The 22,415-nt window shown below is 61.0% G+C and carries 17 protein-coding genes and 1 pseudogene; 8 read left to right on the top strand and 10 right to left on the bottom strand.

What is annotated here, in order from left to right; translation table 11 throughout:
* Window positions 1–139: 139 nt before the first annotated feature.
* Together ACZ9DP_RS25800 and ACZ9DP_RS25795 are read left to right on the top strand one after the other, a co-directional pair.
* Window positions 140–1,042, top strand: a complete 903-nt coding sequence (locus ACZ9DP_RS25800; RefSeq protein ID WP_476203972.1) for an adenylate/guanylate cyclase domain-containing protein — start codon at window positions 140–142, stop codon at window positions 1,040–1,042.
* A 95-nt stretch (window positions 1,043–1,137) separates the two neighbouring features.
* A complete protein-coding gene (locus ACZ9DP_RS25795; RefSeq protein ID WP_476203971.1) occupies window positions 1,138–2,034 on the top strand; it encodes a phosphotransferase family protein in 897 nt (298 codons plus the stop codon).
* A gap of 27 nt (window positions 2,035–2,061) precedes the next feature.
* On the opposite strand, the gene ACZ9DP_RS25790 is transcribed toward ACZ9DP_RS25795, so the two are convergent.
* From ACZ9DP_RS25790 to phaC, 3 genes are all read right to left on the bottom strand, one after another.
* Entirely contained in the window at window positions 2,062–2,853 is a 792-nt protein-coding gene (locus ACZ9DP_RS25790; protein WP_476203970.1) for an alpha/beta hydrolase family protein, read from the bottom strand.
* Window positions 2,854–3,148: 295 nt separating this feature from the next.
* Window positions 3,149–4,393 carry a DUF2778 domain-containing protein gene (locus ACZ9DP_RS25785; protein WP_476203969.1) on the bottom strand — a complete coding sequence of 415 codons (1,245 nt, stop codon included), beginning with the start codon at window positions 4,391–4,393 and terminating at the stop codon, window positions 3,149–3,151.
* A 283-nt stretch (window positions 4,394–4,676) separates the two neighbouring features.
* Window positions 4,677–6,512 carry a class I poly(R)-hydroxyalkanoic acid synthase gene (gene phaC / locus ACZ9DP_RS25780; RefSeq protein ID WP_074067842.1) on the bottom strand — a complete coding sequence of 612 codons (1,836 nt, stop codon included), beginning with the start codon at window positions 6,510–6,512 and terminating at the stop codon, window positions 4,677–4,679.
* 154 nt (window positions 6,513–6,666) lie between these two features.
* Here phaC and ACZ9DP_RS25775 point away from each other — a divergent pair, with 154 nt between their 5' ends.
* From ACZ9DP_RS25775 to recJ, 4 genes and pseudogenes are all read left to right on the top strand, one after another.
* Window positions 6,667–7,083 (top strand): hypothetical protein, encoded by a 417-nt coding sequence (locus ACZ9DP_RS25775; protein WP_074067843.1) that lies wholly within the window; start codon window positions 6,667–6,669, stop codon window positions 7,081–7,083.
* A gap of 221 nt (window positions 7,084–7,304) precedes the next feature.
* A complete protein-coding gene (locus ACZ9DP_RS25770) occupies window positions 7,305–8,522 on the top strand; it encodes an LL-diaminopimelate aminotransferase (RefSeq protein ID WP_074067844.1) in 1,218 nt (405 codons plus the stop codon).
* Window positions 8,523–8,589: 67 nt separating this feature from the next.
* On the top strand, window positions 8,590–9,912 hold the full coding sequence (locus ACZ9DP_RS25765; protein WP_476203968.1) for a homoserine dehydrogenase: 1,323 nt from the start codon (window positions 8,590–8,592) through the stop codon (window positions 9,910–9,912).
* 153 nt (window positions 9,913–10,065) lie between these two features.
* Window positions 10,066–11,891, top strand: a pseudogene (recJ, locus tag ACZ9DP_RS25760) (single-stranded-DNA-specific exonuclease RecJ).
* 12 nt (window positions 11,892–11,903) lie between these two features.
* Here recJ and rfbA read toward each other — a convergent pair.
* From rfbA to ACZ9DP_RS25735, 5 genes are read right to left on the bottom strand one after another with little or no spacing between them, the layout of a single operon-like run.
* Entirely contained in the window at window positions 11,904–12,773 is an 870-nt protein-coding gene (gene rfbA / locus ACZ9DP_RS25755; protein ID WP_194729598.1) for a glucose-1-phosphate thymidylyltransferase RfbA, read from the bottom strand.
* Window positions 12,774–12,782: 9 nt separating this feature from the next.
* The gene (rfbD, locus tag ACZ9DP_RS25750; RefSeq protein ID WP_476203967.1) at window positions 12,783–13,670 is read right to left on the bottom strand and encodes a dTDP-4-dehydrorhamnose reductase; all 888 of its coding nucleotides are present in this window, start codon (window positions 13,668–13,670) and stop codon (window positions 12,783–12,785) included.
* Window positions 13,671–13,672: 2 nt separating this feature from the next.
* Window positions 13,673–14,728 carry a dTDP-glucose 4,6-dehydratase gene (gene rfbB / locus ACZ9DP_RS25745; RefSeq protein ID WP_476203965.1) on the bottom strand — a complete coding sequence of 352 codons (1,056 nt, stop codon included), beginning with the start codon at window positions 14,726–14,728 and terminating at the stop codon, window positions 13,673–13,675.
* Window positions 14,729–14,734: 6 nt separating this feature from the next.
* Window positions 14,735–15,313, bottom strand: a complete 579-nt coding sequence (gene rfbC, locus ACZ9DP_RS25740) for a dTDP-4-dehydrorhamnose 3,5-epimerase (protein ID WP_476203964.1) — start codon at window positions 15,311–15,313, stop codon at window positions 14,735–14,737.
* 21 nt (window positions 15,314–15,334) lie between these two features.
* Window positions 15,335–17,305 (bottom strand): CgeB family protein, encoded by a 1,971-nt coding sequence (locus tag ACZ9DP_RS25735; protein ID WP_476203963.1) that lies wholly within the window; start codon window positions 17,303–17,305, stop codon window positions 15,335–15,337.
* 198 nt (window positions 17,306–17,503) lie between these two features.
* Between ACZ9DP_RS25735 and ACZ9DP_RS25730 the strand changes: the two genes are divergently transcribed.
* Entirely contained in the window at window positions 17,504–18,613 is a 1,110-nt protein-coding gene (locus tag ACZ9DP_RS25730; RefSeq protein WP_239598938.1) for a DegT/DnrJ/EryC1/StrS family aminotransferase, read from the top strand.
* Window positions 18,614–18,814: 201 nt separating this feature from the next.
* Here ACZ9DP_RS25730 and ACZ9DP_RS25725 read toward each other — a convergent pair whose 3' ends face one another.
* Window positions 18,815–20,044 (bottom strand): Gfo/Idh/MocA family protein, encoded by a 1,230-nt coding sequence (locus ACZ9DP_RS25725; protein WP_476203962.1) that lies wholly within the window; start codon window positions 20,042–20,044, stop codon window positions 18,815–18,817.
* Window positions 20,041–21,222: an ATP-grasp domain-containing protein gene (locus ACZ9DP_RS25720; RefSeq protein ID WP_476203961.1), complete on the bottom strand. Its 1,182-nt coding sequence runs from the start codon at window positions 21,220–21,222 to the stop codon at window positions 20,041–20,043. Before ACZ9DP_RS25720 ends, ACZ9DP_RS25725 begins: the two co-directional genes overlap by 4 nt.
* Window positions 21,223–21,567: 345 nt before the next feature.
* Between ACZ9DP_RS25720 and ACZ9DP_RS25715 the strand changes: the two genes are divergently transcribed.
* On the top strand, window positions 21,568–22,401 hold the full coding sequence (locus ACZ9DP_RS25715) for a hypothetical protein (RefSeq protein ID WP_476203960.1): 834 nt from the start codon (window positions 21,568–21,570) through the stop codon (window positions 22,399–22,401).
* Window positions 22,402–22,415 lie beyond the last annotated feature (14 nt).

Raw genomic sequence — 22,415 nt, 5'->3', positions numbered from 1 at the left:
CGCTCGAATGCTTCTAACGGCAGCCAAAATACTTTTCGCAGCGAAACGGACATTGCGCAAATCGCGCTTACAGAACCGGATTTATTGACGACTTGCCCTAGCTTTGCTGATTGGACACTAGGAGACGCGGCGGGACATCATGAGCGAAACGCGACGCAAGCTGACCACCATCTTCTGCGCCGACGTGCAGGATTATACGCGCCTGATGGGTGCGGATGAGGAGGGCACGCTGGCGATGCTGAAGCGGTATCGCGATGCGATGTCGCGGCTCATCGCGTTGCACGGAGGGCGGGTGATCAATACCTGGGGCGACGGATTGATCGCCGATTTTCCGAGCGTCGTCGAGGCGGTGCGTGCGGCAGTCGACGTTCAGAACGAGCTCGCGGGCATGAACGCTACGCGGCCGGCTGACGGTCGCATGCTGTTCCGGATCGGCATCAATCTCGGGGATGTGATCGTCGAAGGCGCCGATCTCTATGGCGACGGAGTCAATATTGCCGCGCGGCTGCAGGCGTCTGCCACCGCCGGCGGGATCGTGATATCGAATACCGTCTACGACCAGGTCCGCAACAAGGTGGCCGTCGGTTTCGATTTTCTCGGGCCTTTGGTGGTGAAGAATGTCACGGAGCCCGTGCCGAGCTACGCCGTGCGCATCGGCGAAGGCATAAAGAGCGCCCCGCAGCCGGAGGCTGCAGCAAACCGACCGAAGGCTCCGGCAGTGACCAATTGGCCGCTTGGCGCAAAGGCTCGCAAGATGTTTGGTCTGCTCGCCTTGTTGAGCGCTGTGCTGGTTGTCATTAATCTTCTCTCCTGGCGGGGCATCTTCTGGGCGGCATGGCCGCTTCTGGCCTTTGCTGTCCTGACGGCAATGATATGGGTGCGGAACCAGAACCGCGTCGATCGGGGCATTGCCGCCCTCGGCGTCGCCGGGCTTGGCATGATCGCGATCAACCTTCTGTCGTGGCACGGGATATTCTGGGCGATATGGCCAGTTCTAGGGCTGGCCGCCGCTGCCGGCGTTCGGTGGGTGATGCGAAACTGACCCAAGAGTGCATTGGCCGTGAGTACGAGGCGGCGTTGCCAGTGCTTTCGAATTGCATGCCTTGCCGCGCGGCTCGATGATCGACGAAAGCCACCATGACAACGGAAAAGTTAGATCAGTTCCGGGACATCATTCTCAGCGAGTATCCGGACTTGGCGGCATCGACGTTCGAGCTCGCCCCGGTAGGCTGGGATTCGATCGCCGTTGACGTGGATGACCGGCTGATCTTCAAGTTTCCCCGCAATGAGGTCGCACAAAAGGCGCTTGTGAGGGAGGCCGCACTGCTTGCAGTCGTCCGGCCCAGGGTCACAATGGCCATCCCGGAGCTGCGCATTTTCGAGAGAGGCCGGCACCTGTTTTCTCTTCATGAGAAGCTGAGGGGCGAACATCTGCTTACGGCCGAATATGACAGGCTTCCGGAGGATGCGCGCCAGTGCCTTGGCGAGGCATTGGGGCAGTTTTACACCGAGCTTCACCGGCTCGACAAGGAGCAAATGGCGGATGCCGGCGCCGCGCCAATCGGCGCATGGCAAAGCCCTGCAACGCTTCGCGTCAAAGCCGTACCGGCCCTTCCGGTCGAACTTCGTGGCGTGGCAGAGGATATCATCGCAGGATTCGAGCGGCTTCCGCCCGATCCCCACGGACAGACCTATGGCTTTTTCGACGGCCATGGATGGAACATGGCTTTCGACCGTGTGCGGGGCCGCCTCAACGGCATCTACGATTTTGCTGATTCCGGCTTTGGTCCGGTCCACCAGGAGTTCATCTATTCGAACTTCATATCGCCGGATCTCACCGAGCGGATCGCTGCGGCTTATGAAAAGGCGTCGGGCCGGACGCTCGACCGGCGCCGTATCGCGATCCTCACCGGTATTCATAGGCTGTCGGAACTGGCAGAGCTACCGGACGATTCCCGCCATACTCCGGCAATGACCCGCCATACCGTGATATGGCTCGAGACGATGTCGGACCGCGGTTTCGCTGCGAGCTAATGGCGAAAGAGGCGGCGGAGACGATTTTCAGACAACGGAACCAAAGAACCGAGCCGCGATGCTGGCGACTTCGTCGTGAATAGACCGCCGATCGATGCCGTCGGCATCCGTGAAAATGTCCGGTGCCAGTTTCCTGCCTTGAGGCGTCGGTTCCGGCACAAAAACGTAATGGTCAACTCCGCCTTTGAGAATATCCAGCCCAGCGCCCGGCAGATGGCTGTGCAGCCAGCTGCAGCACTCCTGCGCAGGCGCGATGGTATCCGCATCACCGCCGACAATTCGAACCGGCTTTGCGATCCGCTTCAAGCTCTCGGCCGAAAAACCCAACACCGAGCGGCCAGGCGCAAGGACGAGGGCAGCATCAAATCGAGGGTCGCTATAGTCCTTTGATCTGCGGCTCCACGACGCGCGAAAAACGGCGCTGCGCTCCAGCAGGGGAGATATGTGGTCCGCCAGATCGGGAAACTCCCGCGGTCCACGGTGCGGACTCTTGATCGGGTTTGCAGATTCAAACTGGGAATAGGCCACGCGTGCGCCCATGAGCAACATAGCCGTGTAGGCACCGGCGGAAAAACCAGCGACGCAGGCGTGAGCGCTGATCATTCCGCCCAGTTGCCTTCGCCAGCTGCGATCGTCGAGCATTGCACTTATGTCGCTTGCCCGTTCCCAGAGGCAAAGGAAGCCTTCCGGTCTATGGGGTTCGGCACCGGTGTGGCCGTGATGATTGACGGCAAGGGCGACGAAGCCCCGCTGCGCCAGGCGATGGGCCAGCCATTCGAGACCGGCGGCAACTCCACCGGTGCCATGAGAGAGCAGCACGAGGGGATGGGGCCTCGCTGCCGGTTTAAGAGCCGCGTCACGCGCAACAGGCTTCAAACAAAACCAAGATGCGTCAGATACGGGCGTCTCGACTGCGCCGTCATCCGCAGGATACCAGGCCGCCCAGGAAAGAGGCCGGGGGCCGCTACCCTCCCAATTCGTCCTGTTCGCATCAAGGCAGAGGCCTTTTGCAAAGCCCACCGGCATCTCATTGCTCCAATTCGCCAGCTATCCCGTCGCGTCCTACTTTCGCAAGAAGATGGATCAAAGGCCATCCAGCCAGGCGAGGCGCTGCTTAGCTTCGTTTCGAAAACAGCGATGCGAGACTTGGACGTGGAGAGGGCGGGTTTTTCAGGCGCGGCACGACCACGAGGCGTTTGACTTCGCCGCGCTTGAAGGCGGCAAGGAAGCGGCGGTAGTCCTTGAACGAGACGCATCCGTTGGAATCGCCACGCTTGCCGAGCATGTAGGTGTGGGCGAGCAGGCCGACGCGACCGTGGATCTTCTGCGGGCCGCCGACGGGATGGAGGCGGATCGCCTCGACGCCATGGAACAGCGCTTCGCGCATGGCGAGGTCATAGGTGTGCGGCGGGGTGGGGCCGCGCATTTTCTTGTCGGCGTAGCGCGGCTTGTCGCGCATGGCGCCGAGGCCGGAATGGGCTTCGAGCTTGTCGCCGTTCGGCAGATAGACGATGCTGGCCTCGATATCGTAGATCGCCACCCCATTGCGGGCGCTCGGCATCAAGGCCGGCTTGGCGAATGCCGGCATCTCCTCGTCGTCATCTTCCGTTCGCGCATAGGCAAGAGCCGGTCCGGCTTCGGGCGCGTCGATCTTCGGCTTGCCGGGGCGTGCCATCGGCAGCGGAATATCGGTGCCAGGCGCCAGAACGAGGCCGAAAGGCTCGTCGGACGTTGCCGTTTCGGCGGAGGCGGTTTCGACAGGAGCGACGGCGGGTATCGGCTGGGCGGAAGGAAGCGTCGCCGCAAGCGCGAGGCTTGACGCCGGTTCAACCGGCTTGGCGGAGGCGGTCCGGATCGAATAATCAGGTGCCGGAAGTGCCGCAGGCGCGGTGACCGCCGGAACAGGTGCGGCGCTTGCAAGCACCTGCGCCTGCTGCTTCAGCGCTGCGGCCATCGCCGCGCTGTTGTTGCGCATGGCAAGCAGCGACAGGCCGCGGCGCTGCAAGAGGGCGACCATATCCTTGGAGGATTTCGGCGAGGGTTCGGCAACCATGCGGTCCGAAACCGTCGTCTTGCCCGGAAGGCGCGAGAACTTGCTGACGCGGATCAGCGGATGCGCAGGCGTGGCAACGTGCGGAGCCGGCTTTCGGGCGATCGCGACATCGGCGATCGTCGCAGCTGCGGGTTGCGGCATGGCGGAGGTGTGCATGGCCGCGATAGAGGCAATCGTCCAGGCGGACAGAGTGACCGCGATGCCAATTGCAGCAGTTCCGGATATGAGCCGGAGGGGTCTGGCTGAGCGAAAAAAAGCCCAGCCGAAAGGGTTGACGCTTTCATGCGCCTCAACAGCAAACGCCATACTACTCGGTTTCCCAACGCGTCACATTACCGGCGGCTTACGCGGAACGCCCCCGCCGGAGCCGGTAATGAAGCAAGAGGGCCAAAATGAGGCCCCGATGCGACTTGCCGACTACCGAGAAGCATGACGCACTATGGTAACTAATTCCTTTACGAGATTATCTGGCTGGCCGAAATGGCCCGGTTTGCCGGTTTTCGCGATGCGGGAACAAAGGAGCTGGCGCCGTCGCCGGCGAGCCTCATCGCCCTTCTTAATGAACGCGTTTGCCTTGCGAGGCGTGCCGTCATGCCCGCTCCATGACGTAGCTGCCCGGTGCTTCCTCGATGGCGTTGAGCGCCGTGCCGCCGGGTTTGCGCGCGGGCACGCGTTTAGCGTCCTTGGCTTCGATCCAGGCGTGCCAGTGCGGCCACCAGGAGCCGGGGTTTTCCTCGGCTTTGGCAAGCCAGGTATCGTAATCGCCCCTGGTCGGGCCGCCGGTCCAGAACTGGTATTTCTTCTTGTCGGGCGGGTTGACGACGCCGGCGATATGGCCGGAGCCGGCCAGCACGAAATCGACTTTTCCGCCGAAGAACCGGCTGCCGAGGAAGACGGAATTCGCAGGAGCGATATGGTCTTCGCGTGTCGCCAGATTGTAGACCGGGATCTTCACGTCCTTCAGCGATACGGTCTTGCCGCCAAGCATCATTTCGCCGGCGGTGAGCGCGTTCCTGAGATAGCAGTTGCGCAGGTAGAAGGCGTGGTTGGCGGCCGCCATGCGGGTGGAATCGGCATTCCAGAAGAGTAGGTCGAAGGGCATCGGCATTTCGCCCTTCAGGTAGTTGTTGACGAAATAGGGCCAGATCAGCTCGGAGGCACGCAGCATGTTGAAGGCGGTTGCCATCTTCGAGCCGTCGAGATAGCCGGTCGCCTGCATATGCGCCTCGAGTGCTTCCAGCTGCTCCTCGTCGACGAAGACCTTGAGGTCGCCCGCATGGGTGAAGTCGACCTGGGTGGTGAACAGCGTCGCCGTCTTGATGCGCTTGTTTTTCTCCTTGGCGTGCAGCGCCAGTGTTGCCGCAAGCAGCGTGCCGCCGACGCAATAGCCGACGCTATTCACATCCTTTTCATCGGTGGCCTTCTCGATCGTTTCCAGCGCGAAATCGATGCCCTCGCGGGCATAGGCCGTCCAATCCTTCCCGGCATGGCGGGCATCAGGGTTCACCCATGAGATGACGAAGACGGTATGGCCCTGGTCGACGCACCATTTGATGAAGGATTTCTGCGGGTTGAGGTCGAGAATATAGAATTTGTTGATCCACGGCGGGCAGATGAGGAGAGGGCGTTTCAGCACCGTATCCGTGGACGACTCGTACTGGATGATCTGACAGATGTCGTTCTGCGCGATCACCTTGCCGGGGGTCAGCGCCATGTCCCGGCCGACGGCGAATTTGGTCATGTCGGTTTGGCGCAGTTTCAGGTCGCCGCGGCCGGCCGCGATGTCCTCTGCCAGCATCTTCATGCCGCGCACCAGGTTTTCGCCGCTGGTCGCGATCGTTTCGCGGTAGAGCTGCGGGTTGGTGGCGACAAAATTGCTCGGCGAAAGGGCAGCGGTGATCTGCTTCACGTAGAAGCTCGCCTTATGCCTCGTATGCTCGTCGAGCCCCTCGGTCTGGGCGACGATTTTCTCTGCCCAGTCGGCGGTGATGAAATAGACCTGACGCAGGAAATCGAAGAAGGGGTTCTTCTGCCAGTCGGCGTCGGAAAAGCGCTTGTCCTTGCGCTCCGGCTCGGGTTCGCCAGCCTCGCCCTGCAACCGTTGCATCGAGCGCATCCAGACGCCGAAATAGCTGCTCATCAGCTGTGTTTGCGCCTCGAAAGTCCGGCGCGGATCGGACATCCAGTATTCGGTGACCTTGGAGAGCGTCTTGACCATGTCGGTCATCGGCGCGGCGAGCCGGTCGTTGATTTCCCCGCTCTTGCGCGGCGCAAGCCAGACGGACGCCGCCTTGCCGAGGTTTTCCAGGGCGCGGGCAATGTTCACCGCCATCGCCTCCGGATCCTTCAACACGTAAGGATCGAGATTCGGTTCGAAACCCGGGGTTTTCGTCTTCCCGCCATTTTCCTGCTTGCTGTCGGTCACGCGTCTCCTCCGGAGGCAGCAATCCTCTTGCAAATCGAGTTGTACATCGTCCCGGATCGAGAAAACAAGTTCAACGCAAGCGCGCTCGTGCTATTGCTTTGTTGCTGCGACAAATTTAACAGTCGCTGAGGCTTCAGGATTTGGAAGATCTGGCATGACGACGAACGGCATCTTAGGCATCGCACTCGCAACCCGCATGGCACTCGCTGCCGCGGCCGCAGCGATGACGCTTGCTGGATGCGCATACACGCCGGAGCAGAAGGCGGCCGCCGCGGCGCGCCGCGCGCCTCCGACGGCCGTCGTCATGACGCCGACCAAGGGCGAGGAGCCGGCACAAAGCGGCCTTGCCCATTATCCGGACGGCTATCCGAGCTTCGGCGCGCCGCTGACGGCAGCAAACGCCCAGATGAGCAACGAGGAAGCCGCAAGCTTGGGGCAGAAGCTTTCGGGACTCCGCGTCCAGCGCAAGGCAGGCACGATTTCGGAAGCCGAATATCAGCGGCGGGTGGCCGAATATCGCAAGCTTGCCGCCGAGCACGGCACAGACGCGCTCTCTGCAATCGGCAATTAAGCCTTGCCTTTCAGGCGATTTGGACGCAAAGCCTTCCGCAGCTGGCGGGAGACGCAATTTTCCCGATAATACGCGTCTGTGCGGCCTTTCGTCAAAGATTCGCCGCGGGACGAAAGTCTGATGAATACGGCGTTTGCGATTGTGAAGTTCGTGTCGCAGGCAGTCGGGAACAAACGAGCTTCGAGCGCGGTCATGGTGGCCGCATTTCCATGGGGAAAGAGATGGAAGAATTTCACAAAGTCCGGCGTTTGCCGCCTTACGTTTTCGAACAGGTCAACCGTTTGAAAGCGAGCGCGCGAGCGGGCGGCGCCGATATCATCGATCTCGGCATGGGAAATCCGGATCTCCCCACTCCAAAGGCGATCGTCGACAAACTGTGCGAGGTCGTCCAGGATCCGCGCACGCACCGCTATTCCTCCTCCAAGGGCATTCCCGGCCTTCGCCGGGCACAGGCCGCCTATTACGCCCGCCGTTTCGGCGTGAAGCTCAATCCGGATACGCAGGTCGTCGCGACCCTCGGCTCGAAGGAAGGCTTCGCCAACATGGCGCAGGCGATCACCGCGCCGGGCGACGTCATTCTCTGCCCGAACCCGACCTATCCGATCCATGCCTTCGGCTTCTTGATGGCGGGCGGTGTGATCCGTTCGATCCCGGTCGAGCCGGACGAGAACTTCTTCCAGCCGTTGGAGCGGGCCGTGCGCCACTCGATCCCGAAGCCCTTAGCGCTGGTCCTCAACTATCCGTCCAACCCGACGGCCCTTGTCGCGACGCTCGATTTCTACAAGGATGTCGTTGCCTTCGCGAAGAAGCACGACCTCATCGTGCTGTCGGACCTCGCCTATTCGGAAATCTACTTCGATGGCGAGCCGCCGCCGTCCGTCCTGCAGGTTCCTGGCGCCATGGATGTCACCGTCGAGTTCACCTCGATGTCGAAGACCTTCTCGATGCCCGGCTGGCGCATGGGTTTTGCGGTTGGCAACGAGCGGCTGATCGCGGCCCTGACGCGCGTCAAGTCCTACCTCGACTATGGCGCCTTCACGCCGATCCAGGTAGCGGCGACGCATGCGCTGAATGGCGACGGTTCCGACATCGCGGAAGTCCGCAACGTCTACAAGCGCCGCCGCGACGTGATGGTCGAGAGCTTCGGCAAGGCCGGTTTCGACGTGCCGCCGCCGGCAGCCACGATGTTTGCCTGGGCCAAGATCCCGGAAAAGTTCCGTCATCTCGGTTCGCTGGAATTCTCCAAGCTGCTCGTCGAAAAGGCCGATGTCGCGGTCGCACCGGGCGTCGGCTTCGGCGAGCAGGGCGATGATTACGTGCGTCTGGCGCTCGTGGAGAACGAGCATCGCATCCGCCAGGCCGCCCGCAACATCAAGAAGTTCCTGTCGACGGCCGACGAGACGATGCACAACGTCATCTCGCTCAACGCGCACCGCTGATATCTTCACACTTCAACGGCAGCCGCATTTCGGCGGCTGCCTCTCATAAAACACGCAGGATCGTTCCATGACAGACGCCCTCAAAATCGGCATTGCGGGCCTTGGCACCGTTGGTGCTTCGCTCGTCCGCATCATTCAGAGCCGCAGCAACGAGCTTGCTGCCACGTGCGGGCGGCCGATCCTGATTACGGGCGTTTCGGCTCGCGACAAGACCAAGGACCGCGGCCTTCATCTTGCCGGCGTCGAGTGGTTCGACCGGCCGGAAGACCTGGCTGAAAAAGGAGACATCGACCTTTTCGTCGAGCTCATCGGCGGCGCCAACGGCCCGGCCAACAGTTCGGTGCGCGCCGCTCTCGAACGTGGTCTCCATGTGGTGACGGCCAACAAGGCGCTGCTTGCCTATCACGGCGTCGAACTGGCGATGATCGCGGAAGAAAAGGGCACGCTGCTGAATTTCGAAGCGGCCGTGGCCGGCGGTATTCCCGTCATCAAGGCGCTGCGTGAATCGCTGACAGGCAACACGATTTCGCGCATCTACGGCATCATGAACGGAACCTGCAACTACATCCTGACCAAGATGGAGAAGGAAGGCCTCTCCTTTGCAGATTGCCTGAAGGAAGCACAGCGTCTCGGCTACGCTGAAGCCGATCCGGCCTTCGACATCGAGGGCAATGATACGGCGCACAAGCTCTCGATCCTGACGACGCTTGCCTTCGGCAACCAGATCGCGGCTGACGACATCTACCTCGAAGGCATAACGAATATTTCGATCGAGGATATCCATGCGGCGGCCGAGCTCGGCTATCGCATCAAGCTGCTCGGCGTCGCACAGCGCACCGATACCGGCATCGAACAGCGCGTGCACCCGACCATGGTGCCTGTCGATTCGGTCATCGCCCAGGTGGACGGCGTCACCAACGCTGTGGCGATCGAGTCCGATATTCTCGGCGAACTGCTGATGGTTGGCCCGGGTGCCGGCGGCAATGCGACTGCATCCTCGGTGCTTGGCGATATTGCCGACATCGCCAAGAGCCAGCCTGGCGCGCAGCGTGTACCGGTTCTCGGCCATCCGGCAAAGGCGTTGGAGTCCTACCGCAAGGCCCGGATGAAGAGCCATGAAGGCGGCTACTTCATCCGCCTGACGGTGCTTGACCGCACCGGCGTTTTTGCAAGCGTCGCGACGCGCATGGCGGAAAACCACATTTCACTGGAATCCATTGTGCAGCGGTCGCAGCAGCACCTGGCGCCGTCGCACCACCAGACGATCATCCTCGTCACCCACGCGACGATGGAGGATTCCGTGCGCAAGGCTGTTGCTGCTATCAAGGGCGAAGGCTACCTCGTCGGCGAACCGCAGGTGATCCGCATCGAGCGTCCCAAAGAAGATTGAGAACCCATCTTCCTTAAAAGAACTGATGAGCGAGGCGGCCGGGGCATTCTCGTCCACAGCTAACATGCGCCTTGGCGTCCAAAATCGTTGTGTGCTCCACCAAAGCCACATAAATCTTCCGACAGCGCCCCGGTCCCGGGGCGGTGACAAGCGATGGGCGATCAGAGGGGCGTTGTGGATATAGCCGCCGATCCGGTACAGCGGGCATTCCTGGGGGTGGAGAAATCCGTCCTCGATAACCGCTGGGTGTCGCGCCTGGATCAGGCGGGACAGAACCGCGCGCTTGCGATATCCCAGGTGCACGGCCTGCCGGATTTGATTGCGCGCGTGCTTGCCGGGCGGGGCGTCGGGGTCGACGAGGCCCTGGAATTTCTCGATCCGACGATCCGCAGCCTAATGCCTGATCCCTATACGCTGACGGATTGCGAGAAGGCGGCCAGACGCCTGGTCGAGGCAATCCGGCGCGGCGAGAACGTTGCGATCTTCGGCGACTATGACGTCGATGGCGCGGCTTCCTCGGCGCTGATGTACCGTTTTCTCACGCATTTCGGCGTGAAGGCCAATATCTATATTCCCGATCGCATCTTCGAAGGCTACGGACCCAATCCGGCGGCGATCGATCAGCTGATCGACAACGGCGCGCAGCTGATCGTGACGGTCGATTGTGGCTCGACCAGCCACGAAGCTCTGGGGGCTGCCGAAAAGCGGAATATCGACGTCGTCGTCATCGATCACCACCAGGTGACACATGATCTGCCGCACTGCCATGCTCTGGTGAACCCGAACCGCGAGGACGATCTTTCGGGGCAGGGGCATCTCTGCGCTGCGGGTGTCGTCTTCCTGGTACTAGTCGCGGCGCTGAGGCTGCTGCGCGAGGCGGGCGACAAGCGAATTCCGGCGATCGACTTGCTGCAATGGCTGGACATCGTGGCGCTGGCGACGGTCTGCGATGTCGTGCCGCTCAAGGGGCTGAACCGGGCCTATGTCGTCAAGGGCCTGGTCGCCGCGCGCCACCAGAGCAATGCCGGGCTCACGGCACTTTTTCGCAAGGCGGGCCTTTCCGGGCCGCGGTGACGCCCTATCATTTCGGCTTCCTCATCGGTCCGCGCATCAATGCCGGCGGCCGCATCGGCGACGCGGCACTCGGCAGCAGGCTTCTGACGCTGGACGATACCGGCGAGGCGGAGGTCATCGCCCAGCGGCTGGACGAACTCAACCGCGAGCGCCAGGCGATGGAAGCGGCGATGCTGCAGGAGGCCGAGGCGGAGGCGCTTGCCGAGTATGGAGACGGCGAGGGCGCTTCGGTGATCGTCACCGCACGGGACAAGTGGCATCCGGGCATCGTCGGCCTGCTGGCTGCGCGGCTGAAGGAGAAATTCAAGCGTCCGTCCTTCGCCATCGCCTTCGACCCGTCGGGCCGCGGAACGGGCTCCGGCCGCTCGATCAACGGTTTCGACATGGGCAGGATGGTGCGCGCGGCGGTCGACGAAGGCCTGCTCCTCAAGGGCGGCGGACATGCGATGGCTGCGGGCTTGACCGTCGATCGCGATAAGCTCGGAGCCTTGCGCAACTTCTTTACAGAACGTGCCGAAAAAACCGTGGCGGCGTTGGTCGCCAACGAAACGCTGAAGATCGACGGCGCGATCGGCGCCAGCGGTGCCACGATCGAATTGATCGACCGGCTGGAAACGGCCGGGCCCTACGGCTCGGGGCATTCGCAGCCGATCTTCGCAGTGCCCGCGCATCGCCTGCGCGACGCGCGGATGGTCGGCGAGAAACATGTGAAGGTAACGCTGGAGGCGATGGACGGCTCCCGCCTCGACGGCATCGCTTTCCGGGCCGCGGACACCTCGCTTGGCAACCTCCTGCTCAATTCCCGCGGGGCGAACCTGCATGTCGCGGGAATGCTGGGCGCCGAGCATTATCAGGGCGCGCGACGCATCCAGCTGCGTGTCTGCGACGCGGCGCCAGCGCGGTAGTCACCGAGCGGCTCACCAGTCGGAGGAGAGCTTCGTCAGATATTGACCGTAGGCGCTCTTGCCGAGCCTTTCGGCGAGCTTGGCGAGGTCATCCTGCGAGATGTATCCCATGCGCCAGGCGACTTCCTCGGGACAGGCGATCTTGAAGCCCTGGCGTTTCTCCAGCGTGCTGACGAAACCTGCGGCGTCGAGCAGGCTGTCCGGTGTGCCGGTGTCGAGCCAGGCATAGCCTCGGCCCATCAGTTCCACGAAGAGCTGTCCGCGCTCGAGATAGGTGCGGTTGACATCGGTGATCTCCAATTCACCGCGCGGTGATGGCTTCAGATTGGCGGCGATATCGACCACCTGCTGGTCGTAGAAATAGAGGCCGGTCACCGCCCAGTTCGATTTCGGCTCATTGGGCTTCTCCTCGATCGACAGCGCATTCATGTTCGCATCGAAGCCCACGACGCCGTAGCGTTGCGGATCGGTGACGTGATAGGCGAAGACCGTCGCGCCTTGAAGGCGGCTCGTGCCGGATTTCATGATTTCCGGCAGGCCGTGGCCATAGAAGATGTTGTCGCCGAGGACGAGTGCCGAGGTGTCGCCATGCACGAAGTCGGCGCCGATGATGAAAGCCTGGGCGAGGCCGTCCGGGCTTGGCTGCACGGCATAGGTCAGCGAAATGCCCCATTGCGATCCGTCGCCGAGAAGGCGCTTGAAGGCTTCGACGTCATGCGGCGTGGTGATGATCATGAGGTCCCGGATGCCGGCGAGCATCAGCGTCGTCAGCGGATAGTAGATCATCGGCTTGTCGTAGACCGGCATCAGCTGTTTCGAGACGGCCTGGGTGATCGGGTGCAAACGAGTTCCGGTACCCCCCGCCAGAATAATCCCCTTCATGTCACCTCCCTAAAAGCTTTTGTTAAAAATGACTTGCATGACAATCCTCATGGATTGCTTCCAGTCCGGTAGGCGGATTCCGTATATGCTGGCGAGCTTGTCGCCACTGAGGCGCGAATTGGCGGGACGCTTCGCCGGGGTCGGATAGTCCGCCGCCGTGATGCGTTCGACGCGAATGCTCTTGCCGCCGGATTTGTGAAGTTCGGCGAATATTCCCTCGGCGAAATCCGCCCAGCTCGCTTCGCCGCTGCCGGTCAAGTGAAAGGTGCCGCGGAGCGATGGTGCCGGATCCGTGACGAGGCGGGATGCGATCGCAAGGATCGCCTCGGCGATGTCGAGCGCAGACGTCGGGCATCCGGTCTGGTCGGCGACGACGCTGAGATGATCGCGCGTCTCGGAAAGCCGCAGCATCGTTTTCAGGAAATTGGCGCCGAAGGGCGAATAGACCCAGGCGGTACGCAGGATCACGTGATTTGGGTTTGCCGCCGCCACGGCCCGTTCACCCGCAAGCTTCGACTGCCCGTAGACGGAGATCGGCCCGGTCATATCCTCTTCAGTATAGGCTGACGGCTTGTCGCCACTGAAGACATAGTCGGTCGAAATGTGGATGACGGGCACACCGATCCGTGCGGCAGCTTCGGCAACCGCCGCAGCACCTGCCGCGTTGACGGCAAAAGCGAGGTCGGGCTCGCTCTCGGCCCTGTCGACCGCCGTATAGGCTGCAGCCGAGACGATGACATCGGGATGCACGAGCGAAAAGGCGGCTGCAACGCTGGCGGGGTCGGCAAGGTCCATGTCCGGACGCCCGACTGTGATGATTTCGACGCCCTTCTCGGCTCCGCGTCTCATCAGCGACTGGACGGCCTGGCCTTGTTTGCCGGTGACGGCAATGCGCATCGCTATCGCCCCTTGAAGACGCCGAGGCGTTCGCCGGAATAGACGTTTTCGCGCAGCGGCCGCCACCACCATTCATTTTGGAGATACCAGTGTACGGTCTTCTCGATGCCGGTTTCGAAGGTCTCTTCGGCCTTCCAGTCGAGTTCGCCTTCGAGCTTGGAGGCATCGATCGCGTAGCGTGCGTCGTGTCCGGGGCGGTCGGTGACGTTGGTGATCAGCTGCGCATGCGGGCCATTGTCCTTGTAGACGCCGTCGAGGATGGCGCAGATGCGTTGAACGACATCGATGTTCCGGCGCTCATTGCGGCCGCCGACATTATATTTTTCGCCCGGGCGGCCTCGGGAGGCGATGGTGTAGAGCGCGCGGGCGTGGTCTTCGACGTAGAGCCAGTCGCGGACATTGGCGCCGTTGCCGTAGACCGGCAGCGGCTTGCCTTCCAGCGCATTCAGGATCATCAGCGGAATGAGCTTTTCCGGGAAGTGGTAGGGACCGTAGTTGTTGGAGCAGTTGGAGACGACGACCGGCAGGCCGTAGGTGCGGTGCCAGGCGATCGCCAGATGGTCGCTTGCCGCCTTGGAGGCGGAGTAGGGCGAGGACGGATCATAGGGCGTCGCCTCCTCGAAAAGACCCTCGTCGCCGAGCGAGCCGTAGACTTCGTCCGTCGAGACATGCAGGAAGCGGAAGGCACTCTTTCCACGGGCGTCAAGGTCCTCCCAATAATGCCGCGCGATATCCAGCAGGCTGAACGTCCCGACGATGTTGGTCTGGATGAAATCGGCAGCGCCCGAGATCGAGCGGTCGACATGGCTTTCGGCGGCGAGATGCATGACGATGTCCGGGCGGAAGGAGGCGAATGCTTCCTGGATCTTGGCGCGGTCGCAGATGTCGGCGCGCAGGAACTGGTAGTTCGGCGCCGATTCGACGGACGTCAGTGATTCCAGATTGCCGGCATAGGTCAGCTTGTCGACATTCAGCACCTCGGCGCCGATATCGCCGACGAGATGGCGCACCAGTGCCGATCCGATGAAGCCCGCTCCGCCCGTGACCAGTATGCGCATCGTCGATCAATCCTTGGTTTGTTTTGCTGAATAAGAAAAGTGGTTAGGCAAGTCGGCGAGCCTCGGCAGCGTCCTGTCCTTGTCGGACAGCACCATGGCTTTCTCGTCGACCGGCCAGCGGATGCCGATCGCTGGGTCGTTCCAGGCAATGCCGCGATCATGCTGCGGGTTGTAGGGAGCGGTCACCTTGTAGTTGATGACGCTGTTGGGCTCGAGCGTGGCAAATCCATGCGCGAAGCCGGGCGGCACCCAGAGCTGAGTGCCATTTTCCGGCGAGAGCTCCTGAGAGAGCCAGTTGCCGAAGCTCGGTGAGCCGGTGCGGATATCGACGACGACATCCATGATCCGGCCGGCGAGGCAGCGCACCAGCTTGCCCTGTGCGAAGGGCGGTATCTGGAAATGCAGTCCCCTGACGGTGCCGGGCTCAGCCGAAAGCGATTCATTGTCCTGGATGAAGGTGACGTCGGCCACATTTTCTCGGAACCAGGCATCCTTGAACACCTCGGAAAAGTAGCCGCGGTGATCGCCGAAGCGTGGCGGCGTGATCGCGACGATGCCCTCGATGGCCGTGGTCTCAATACGCATGACGCACCTTTTCTGCGGTTTTCATCGAGCGTCGGCCTTCATGACGCTCATCAGCATGTCCGCCTGCGAGCGGCTTTGCATTGCCGCAAAACCCTTTGCGGCAATGGTATCGCGCTCATCGGCGTCTGCGATCAGCTTGTGGCAGCGCTCGATCAAGGCGTCATAGGGCTCGATCGCCAGACCGCCGATGAACGGCTGGAGGTCCGGATCGCGGATGTCGCCTTCGGTCAGCACGCAGACGCAGTTGGCGAGCAGATAGGAAATGCGCACGATCTCGAACACGCCGCTCGCATAATGATGGATGTTGATGACGATCTTGGCGCGGGCAATGGCCGCATCGCGTTCCGCACCATAGATGTTGAAGAGATGTGCGACCTTCAGCCCGCCCTGTTCCAGAGCCTTCAGGATATGGTGGCGGCGCTCGTTCATCGAGCCGTAAAACAGCACGTCGATGTCCTTGACGGGGGCGTGCTTTATCTGGCTGAGGCAGCGGCTGTAACCGATTTCGAGCACGCCGGCGTGTTCAATGCCCTTGGCGGCGAGGTTTTCCCGGTTGCGCGGGCTGTAGTCGAGAACCGGCAGCGACTTCAGGATCGAGGTGTAGCGCGAATTGATCCAGATGCTTTCTTCGGAGACCTGCTCGAGATTGATGACGACGCTGTCCTTCGGTAGGTGTCCAACGATTTCGGCAGAAAGAAGATTGCCCCCGTAGATGATCGGCGCACGACCCGCGAAAGCGTTCATGTCGCGGACGATCGGTGCGGAGCCACCGAGTTCCTCGAAGGCGCCCTGCAGGCCGAGCGCGACCTCGTCGAAGGCGTGGCTATGGTTGTAATTGGCGGGTGTCACGATCCAGATGCAATGACGGTCCTTGTGCGCCTGCCATCCGCCGGCAAAGGGCTGTATTGCGTTGCGGAGTGGCTGCTCGATCTTCGGCGCCACGGGCATTTCGGCATGTCCCGCTTGCTGCTTCGCCGGGGCGGTGCCAGAAGGCTGCGGAGCATCGGCGCGCATCAATTCGCGGCCACCGATGAACTGGCCGCGCGGCATCCAGGCCGGCGGGTCGTCGGCGCCCCAGATGAGATGCGGCTGCTTGATCAGCGGCTGGCGGCCCTCTTGCCAGGAAGTCAGGAGAGCTTGGTCGCGGCTTTGCAGAAAGGCTTCCTTGGCGGCGAAGAGGCTATGCAGCATGCGGCCGAGGCGGACGCCGAACTTCCACTCGAAATCGGCGACTGTCGGTACGAAGGCGGTGATCTTCAATCCGGAGGCGGCAGCCTCCTGGACATAAAGCCCGAGCAGACGCTCGATCACGAAGGGACGCATATTCGCATTGGCATCGCGTGAATAGTGGGCCGCACCTGCATAGGCGGTGCCCGCCGCCGTGCCGAGACGCGCTTCGTTTTCCAGCGATTCGAGAATGCGTTCGCAAAAGGCGAAATACCCGAACCAGAATTTCCGGTTGCCGCAGAAATAGTTGCAGAACATGAAGGCCGTCTTGTCCTGCGGCGGCGCGATTGGATGACCGAGCTTCTGGATATGCAGGAAGATCGGCTCCATGCCGGGATGACCGCCGAGCAGAGAATGTTCCCAGACATTGCTGTAGATTGCCGCATGGCCGATCAGCGGATTGTAGAGATAGGCATCCGCACCTTCCGCCCTGGCCCTTTCCGCCTCGGTGACGAAGGAGGGGAAGCTGGTGACGGACTTCATCTCGAATTTGCTGGAAAGGAGCCCCCAGAACACGTCGTCGCCAAGGCCGATCGCCTCGTGATGGTGATGCAGGATGCGGAAGAGCTCGTATTCGCGGGTCGAAGCCTGCGTATTGAATGAGATGTCGAGCGGCACTGCGGCTTTGTCAAGCTGGCCGCGCTGCGTAGGATCGAGATAAGGCTGATAGATAATGACCGATCCGGTGCTGGCAGCTTTTTCCGTGAGAAACGCCAGATCAGGAAGGCCGGCCGGCAGAGCGGAAATGGGCTGATTGATCGTCAAGGCATCGTCCTTCGCACATGGCTGCCGTCTCTGTGATCCACGAACGGCATTCGGGCTTGTTTGGGTGCCGACTATTGGACGTGAAGCTTGCGCCACACTGTTCGCGCGGACTTTCGCTGGTCAGCTTGGGAACAGGTTGAAGCATGATGTTGGACCAAGCCCACTTTGCGCGATATGCCCAACCTCTGGACGGCGGTCATGAAAAACGAGAAGATCTTTGTAACGAGACCCAGTCTGCCGCCGCTCGAGGAATTCATTCCATCGCTGGAAGCGATCTGGAACAACCGCATCCTGACCAATGGCGGACCGTTTCATCAGCAATTGGAGCAGGAACTCTGCAGCCATCTCGGTGTGAAGCATATCAGTCTGTTCTCCAACGCCACCGTTGCATTGCTGACTGCACTTCAGGCACTCCGCATCACCGGCGAGGTCATCACCACGCCTTATTCCTTCGTGGCCACCTCGCATTCGCTTCTCTGGAACGGCGTGAAACCCGTCTTCGTCGATATCGATCCGGTGACGCTCAATCTCGATCCGGCAAAGATCGAGGCGGCGATCACGCAACAGACGACGGCGATCATGCCGGTGCATTGCTACGGCCACCCTTGCGACGTCGACGCGATCCAGAAGATCGCCGATCTCTACAATCTCAAGGTCATCTATGACGCCGCCCATGCCTTCGGCGTGGAAGACGAGCGGGGAAGCGTTCTCAACCACGGCGACCTTTCCGTCCTGAGCTTCCATGCGACGAAGGTCTTCAACACATTCGAAGGCGGGGCGATCATCTGCCCGGACGCGAAGACGAAGACCCGGATCGACCAGCTGAAGAACTTCGGTTACGTCGATGAAGTGACCGTGGTGGCGCCGGGCACGAACGGCAAGATGAGCGAATTCAACGCCGCGCTCGGCTTGCTGCAACTGAAATACATCAAACTCGCGCTCGAACGCCGCGAGGTGATCGACCGCGCCTATCGCGAGCGGCTTCGCGGCGTTGCAGGCATCGAATGCCTGGACCGTTCCGGCGAGACCGTCTCCAACTTCTCCTATTTCCCGATCCTCGTACGCCCTGGCTATCCCATCTCGCGCGACGGACTGTATGAGAGGTTGAAGGAGAACGGCATTCACCCGCGCCGCTACTTCTATCCGCTGATTTCGAGCTTCTCGATGTATCGCAGTCTGCCGTCCGCGCAGCCATCGAACCTGCCGGTCGCAACCGAAGCCGCCCAGCAGGTGCTTTGCCTTCCCATTTATCCGGACATGGAGATGGAGATCGTCGATAAGGTCTGCGCGCTGATCGAGTCGGCCTAAGAACACGATATTCTGGCGGCTGCAGATCGAAAGACCTGCGGCGCGAGATCGCTCGCAATAGCCGGCCAGTGACCTCATTTGTTTTCAGACGTTAAGAGCAGCTCTGCCTCAGCGATTGGCGCCGCGATGCAAATTGCTATTCATTGGCGGCTGCTCATACGGAAGCGGCGTGACCATTGATCACGCCGCTTCCGGTTACTTTCATAGGGCGCTTGGCCAGAGCGCCAGTTGCGGGGCCCGGATTTCGACCCGTTCCGCAACCGAGCGACGTACGCCTTGCGGCTCAATCTCGACCCAGCGGTTTTCAAGTCGCGAGCATTCGATTGCTTCCAGCAGCCGCAGCCCTTCCTCTGCCTCCTCGAGTCCGAGCACGTAGGGATGGGCAAGGCGTGTGGTCTTTGCCTTGCATTGCAACAGGGCATCGGCAAGGTCTGCATAGTAATTCGCGAAGGCTTCTATGAAGCCTGACGGATGGCCTGCCTTGAAGCGCTCATAGCGCGTATCATTGGCGATCATGATGTCCGGGCTGGCGCGATCGAGGATCTGCTTGCGGCCATTGCGGTCGTAGAAGTAGGCGACCTCGGGGACTTCCTGGTGCCATTCGATCGATGCCTTGGAGCCGTAGAGCCGCACTCGCAGGCCGTTGCGTTGCCCGAGCGCGGTCTTGCCGTACCACATGCTGCAGTGCAGGCCGCCGGCACAGCGCACGAGCGCGTGGACATTGTCGAGCACCTGCGGAAAGTTGCCGAAACTCTGGCTGGTTGCGCAGACTTCTTCCGGCTTCCGCTGCGTCAGGAAATATAGAAGCGAATGCACATGAACGCCGAGATCGAGCGAGACCGTTGGCACGACACCGTCGTGCAAGCGCCAATCCTGCGGTGTCATCGGCGTCCCGTCGCGGCGGAAACGGAGGAAGGTCTCCTGCGGCATCTCGATATGAATCTGCTGCAGCTCGCCGAAAATGCCGTGCTCGACCATGCTGCGGATTTCGCGAAGCATGGGATATCCCGTGTAGTTGTAGGTAACGGCCAGAAATGCTCCGTTCGCGCGGGCTCCGCCGATCATACGGGCTTCGGCGCTCGAACCGGCAAGTGCCTTCTCGCAGATCACCGAGACGCCCGCCTCGAGCGCTGCGACGACCTGCTTCGTATGCTGCTGCGTGGGCGTGAGCACGACAAGGGCGTCGATATTGCCGGCCTCCTTGGCAAGCAGGGTATCGAAGTCGGCATGGCAATGCTCCGGCAGGATGCGATACTGCCGCGCCGTCTCGCGATTGATGTCGTCGTGGCGGCTGAAGCAACCGGCGACGAGGTCGAATTTCTGATCAAGCTCGATTGCATCGCGATGGGCGCGACCCACGGCAGAATTGACGGCGCCGCCTAGAAAAGCGAGGCGCAGCTTCTCCGGTACTCCCTGTCTTGAGCGGATCATGCGAGATCTCCTTGCATCGTTTGAAAAGAAATGAATGTCTTGAAGTCCGGCGTCACCTTCAGCATCTCGTCGCGCGTCTCGAAGCGCGCGTAGAGGATGGCGAGCTTGTCGAACGGCGCCGAGTTCATCGGCTTGCCGGTGGTCTTGAGCTGCGCGATGCGGACATCGGACGACGGAATGGAGTGCGAGAAGGAAAACGGCGTCGACGGCGTATCGGAGGTGATGGTGTGGCGCCCGAAGAACCGCGGCGGCTCGAAGCGCGGCGTGACCGAGAATGCCTCGCCGAGCAACAGCGTTATGACGAGATCGGCATAATCGATGCCGAGAGACTGGTCGACGAGCGAGCCATAAAGATCGCCGGGGCAGCGCCGCATGCATTCGATGATCCAGACATCGTCGCCATTCGACAAAAACTGCGTGTGGATCAGGCCGTCCTGCAGTCTTAGCAGCTTGACGACGCGCGCCATGATGGCGCGCGTCTTCGAGCGAACGGTTTCGAAAAGGCGTGAGGGATGGTTCGATGAATCGACCTGGTACGGATAGACCGTGCAATATTCATCGACGAAGACGTCGAACGCGATCTCCTGATCCTTGATGAAGGCGGAATGGCTGTGCAGGCTGCCTTCGATGAATTCCTCGATGACGACCTCAGCAGAGCGTGAGTTCCGTCGGGCATCGGCGACGGCTGCGGCAAGTTCCGTTCGGTCGAAAACCTTCGTGACGCCGCGGCCGCTGAAACTGTCGCTCGGCTTCACCAGCAGCGGATAGCGCAGCGACCCGGTCTCGATTGGCGAATCGCCCTGCAGGCGCACGGAGCGCGGGGCAGGGATATCGTTCCGCTCGGTAAAGCGACGGAATGCCTGCTTCGTGTGAATGATAGTTGCGGTTTCCATCGAATCGAAGCGGGGAAATCCGAGTTTTCCGGCAACGAAAGTGGTCGACATGTAGGCGACGTCATTGCCCGTCGGCACGATGAAGTCGAAATCGCCGTTCTCGACGAGGCAAAGCAGCGCGTTCGGATCGCTGTAATCTATGAAATGCGATTGATCCGCATGCGCATGGCAGGGTTCATCCGGCCGGTTTCCGCAGACGGAAATATGCAAGCCGCGCCTTTTCAAAGCGAATAGAAGAGGAACTGCGCTGAAGTTACTGCCGACGAGCAATGCTCTCTTGGTCATTCTCAAATCCATTCCACGCATCCCTGGATGGGTCAGATGCGCTGCACATTGGCCTGTTGGAACGCACAGCCCGTAACAGGGTGTGCAGTCCCACTGCGTCCGTTTTCGATATGCGAAGACAAAACGGACGCGATAGCGAGAGTCATAGGATGCGGGCGTTACCTGAGGCTTGCCGCCTGGAGGTCTGGGTGGCGTCCGTGTTCAACCCCGTGTCGCTGCCTTGTTTGTGGGAAGCAGACGGGCCGCCTTGTTAAGCCGAGTACCATCTCATACGCTTTCAGCCGTGATTCCAACGTCCGCATCGCCAAAGATGCAGACTGCAGCTGCGAAAAGAGACACCGCGCAATGAATGAAAAACTGCCTGATCTGATTGAAGGCGAGCGTATCTTCTTCCAAAAGGTGTTCGAACGGCAGTCCCGCGCGACAATGGAGATGCGTGAGCAATGGCGCGCGGAAACGATTCTTCAGCGAAGAAGACGCGTGTCGTCGGAGATCTACGACCTGCTTGGCGGGGTGGTGAAATACGGTCCCTTCAAGGGGCTTTCGCTTGCGAAGAACAACTGGTGGGGCGGCGGCGACTTCGGGTCGATGCTCTTGGGCCTCTATGAGAAGGAAATATTGGATTTCCTGTTCTCCGAAAGATTGGCTGGCTTTGAGAGCTTCGTCGATGTCGGGGCCGCCGATGGATACTATGCGATCGGCATGCTTCGGTCGGGCCGGGTGAAAAACGCCGTCTGCTTCGAGCTGAGCGAGGAAGGGCAGCGCACCATTGCATCGAATGCCGAGTCGAATTCCGTGTCGGACAGGATCGAAATATTCGGGGCCGCAGACAGGCTGTTTTATGAAAAGCTCAGCCATCTTGATCTGGCGAAAACAGTCGTCCTCGTTGACGCCGAGGGTGCGGAATTCGAAATCTTCGACGTCGCCTCTTTGGCGGCCCTCAAACAGGCGACGATCGTCATCGAGATCCACAATTGGGTTGAGGATTTCTGGGACAAATACACCCGTTTCCTCACCTCGGCCGCAGCGCTTTTCAATGTCGATTTCATTGCTCCTGCAGTCAGGGATCTGACGCAGTTTCCGGAATTGAACGATTTCACCGACGACAACCGTTACCTCATTTGCTCCGAGGGGCGGCCAAACGTTATGCGCTTCATGGTCTTGACGTCCAGGGGCTGATTGCGCCGAGAGCG

Source organism: Rhizobium sp. USDA 4016 (assembly GCF_056279705.1).
Note: the sequence above shows the minus strand (reverse complement) of the source record. Positions and strands in the feature narration are given on the sequence as shown.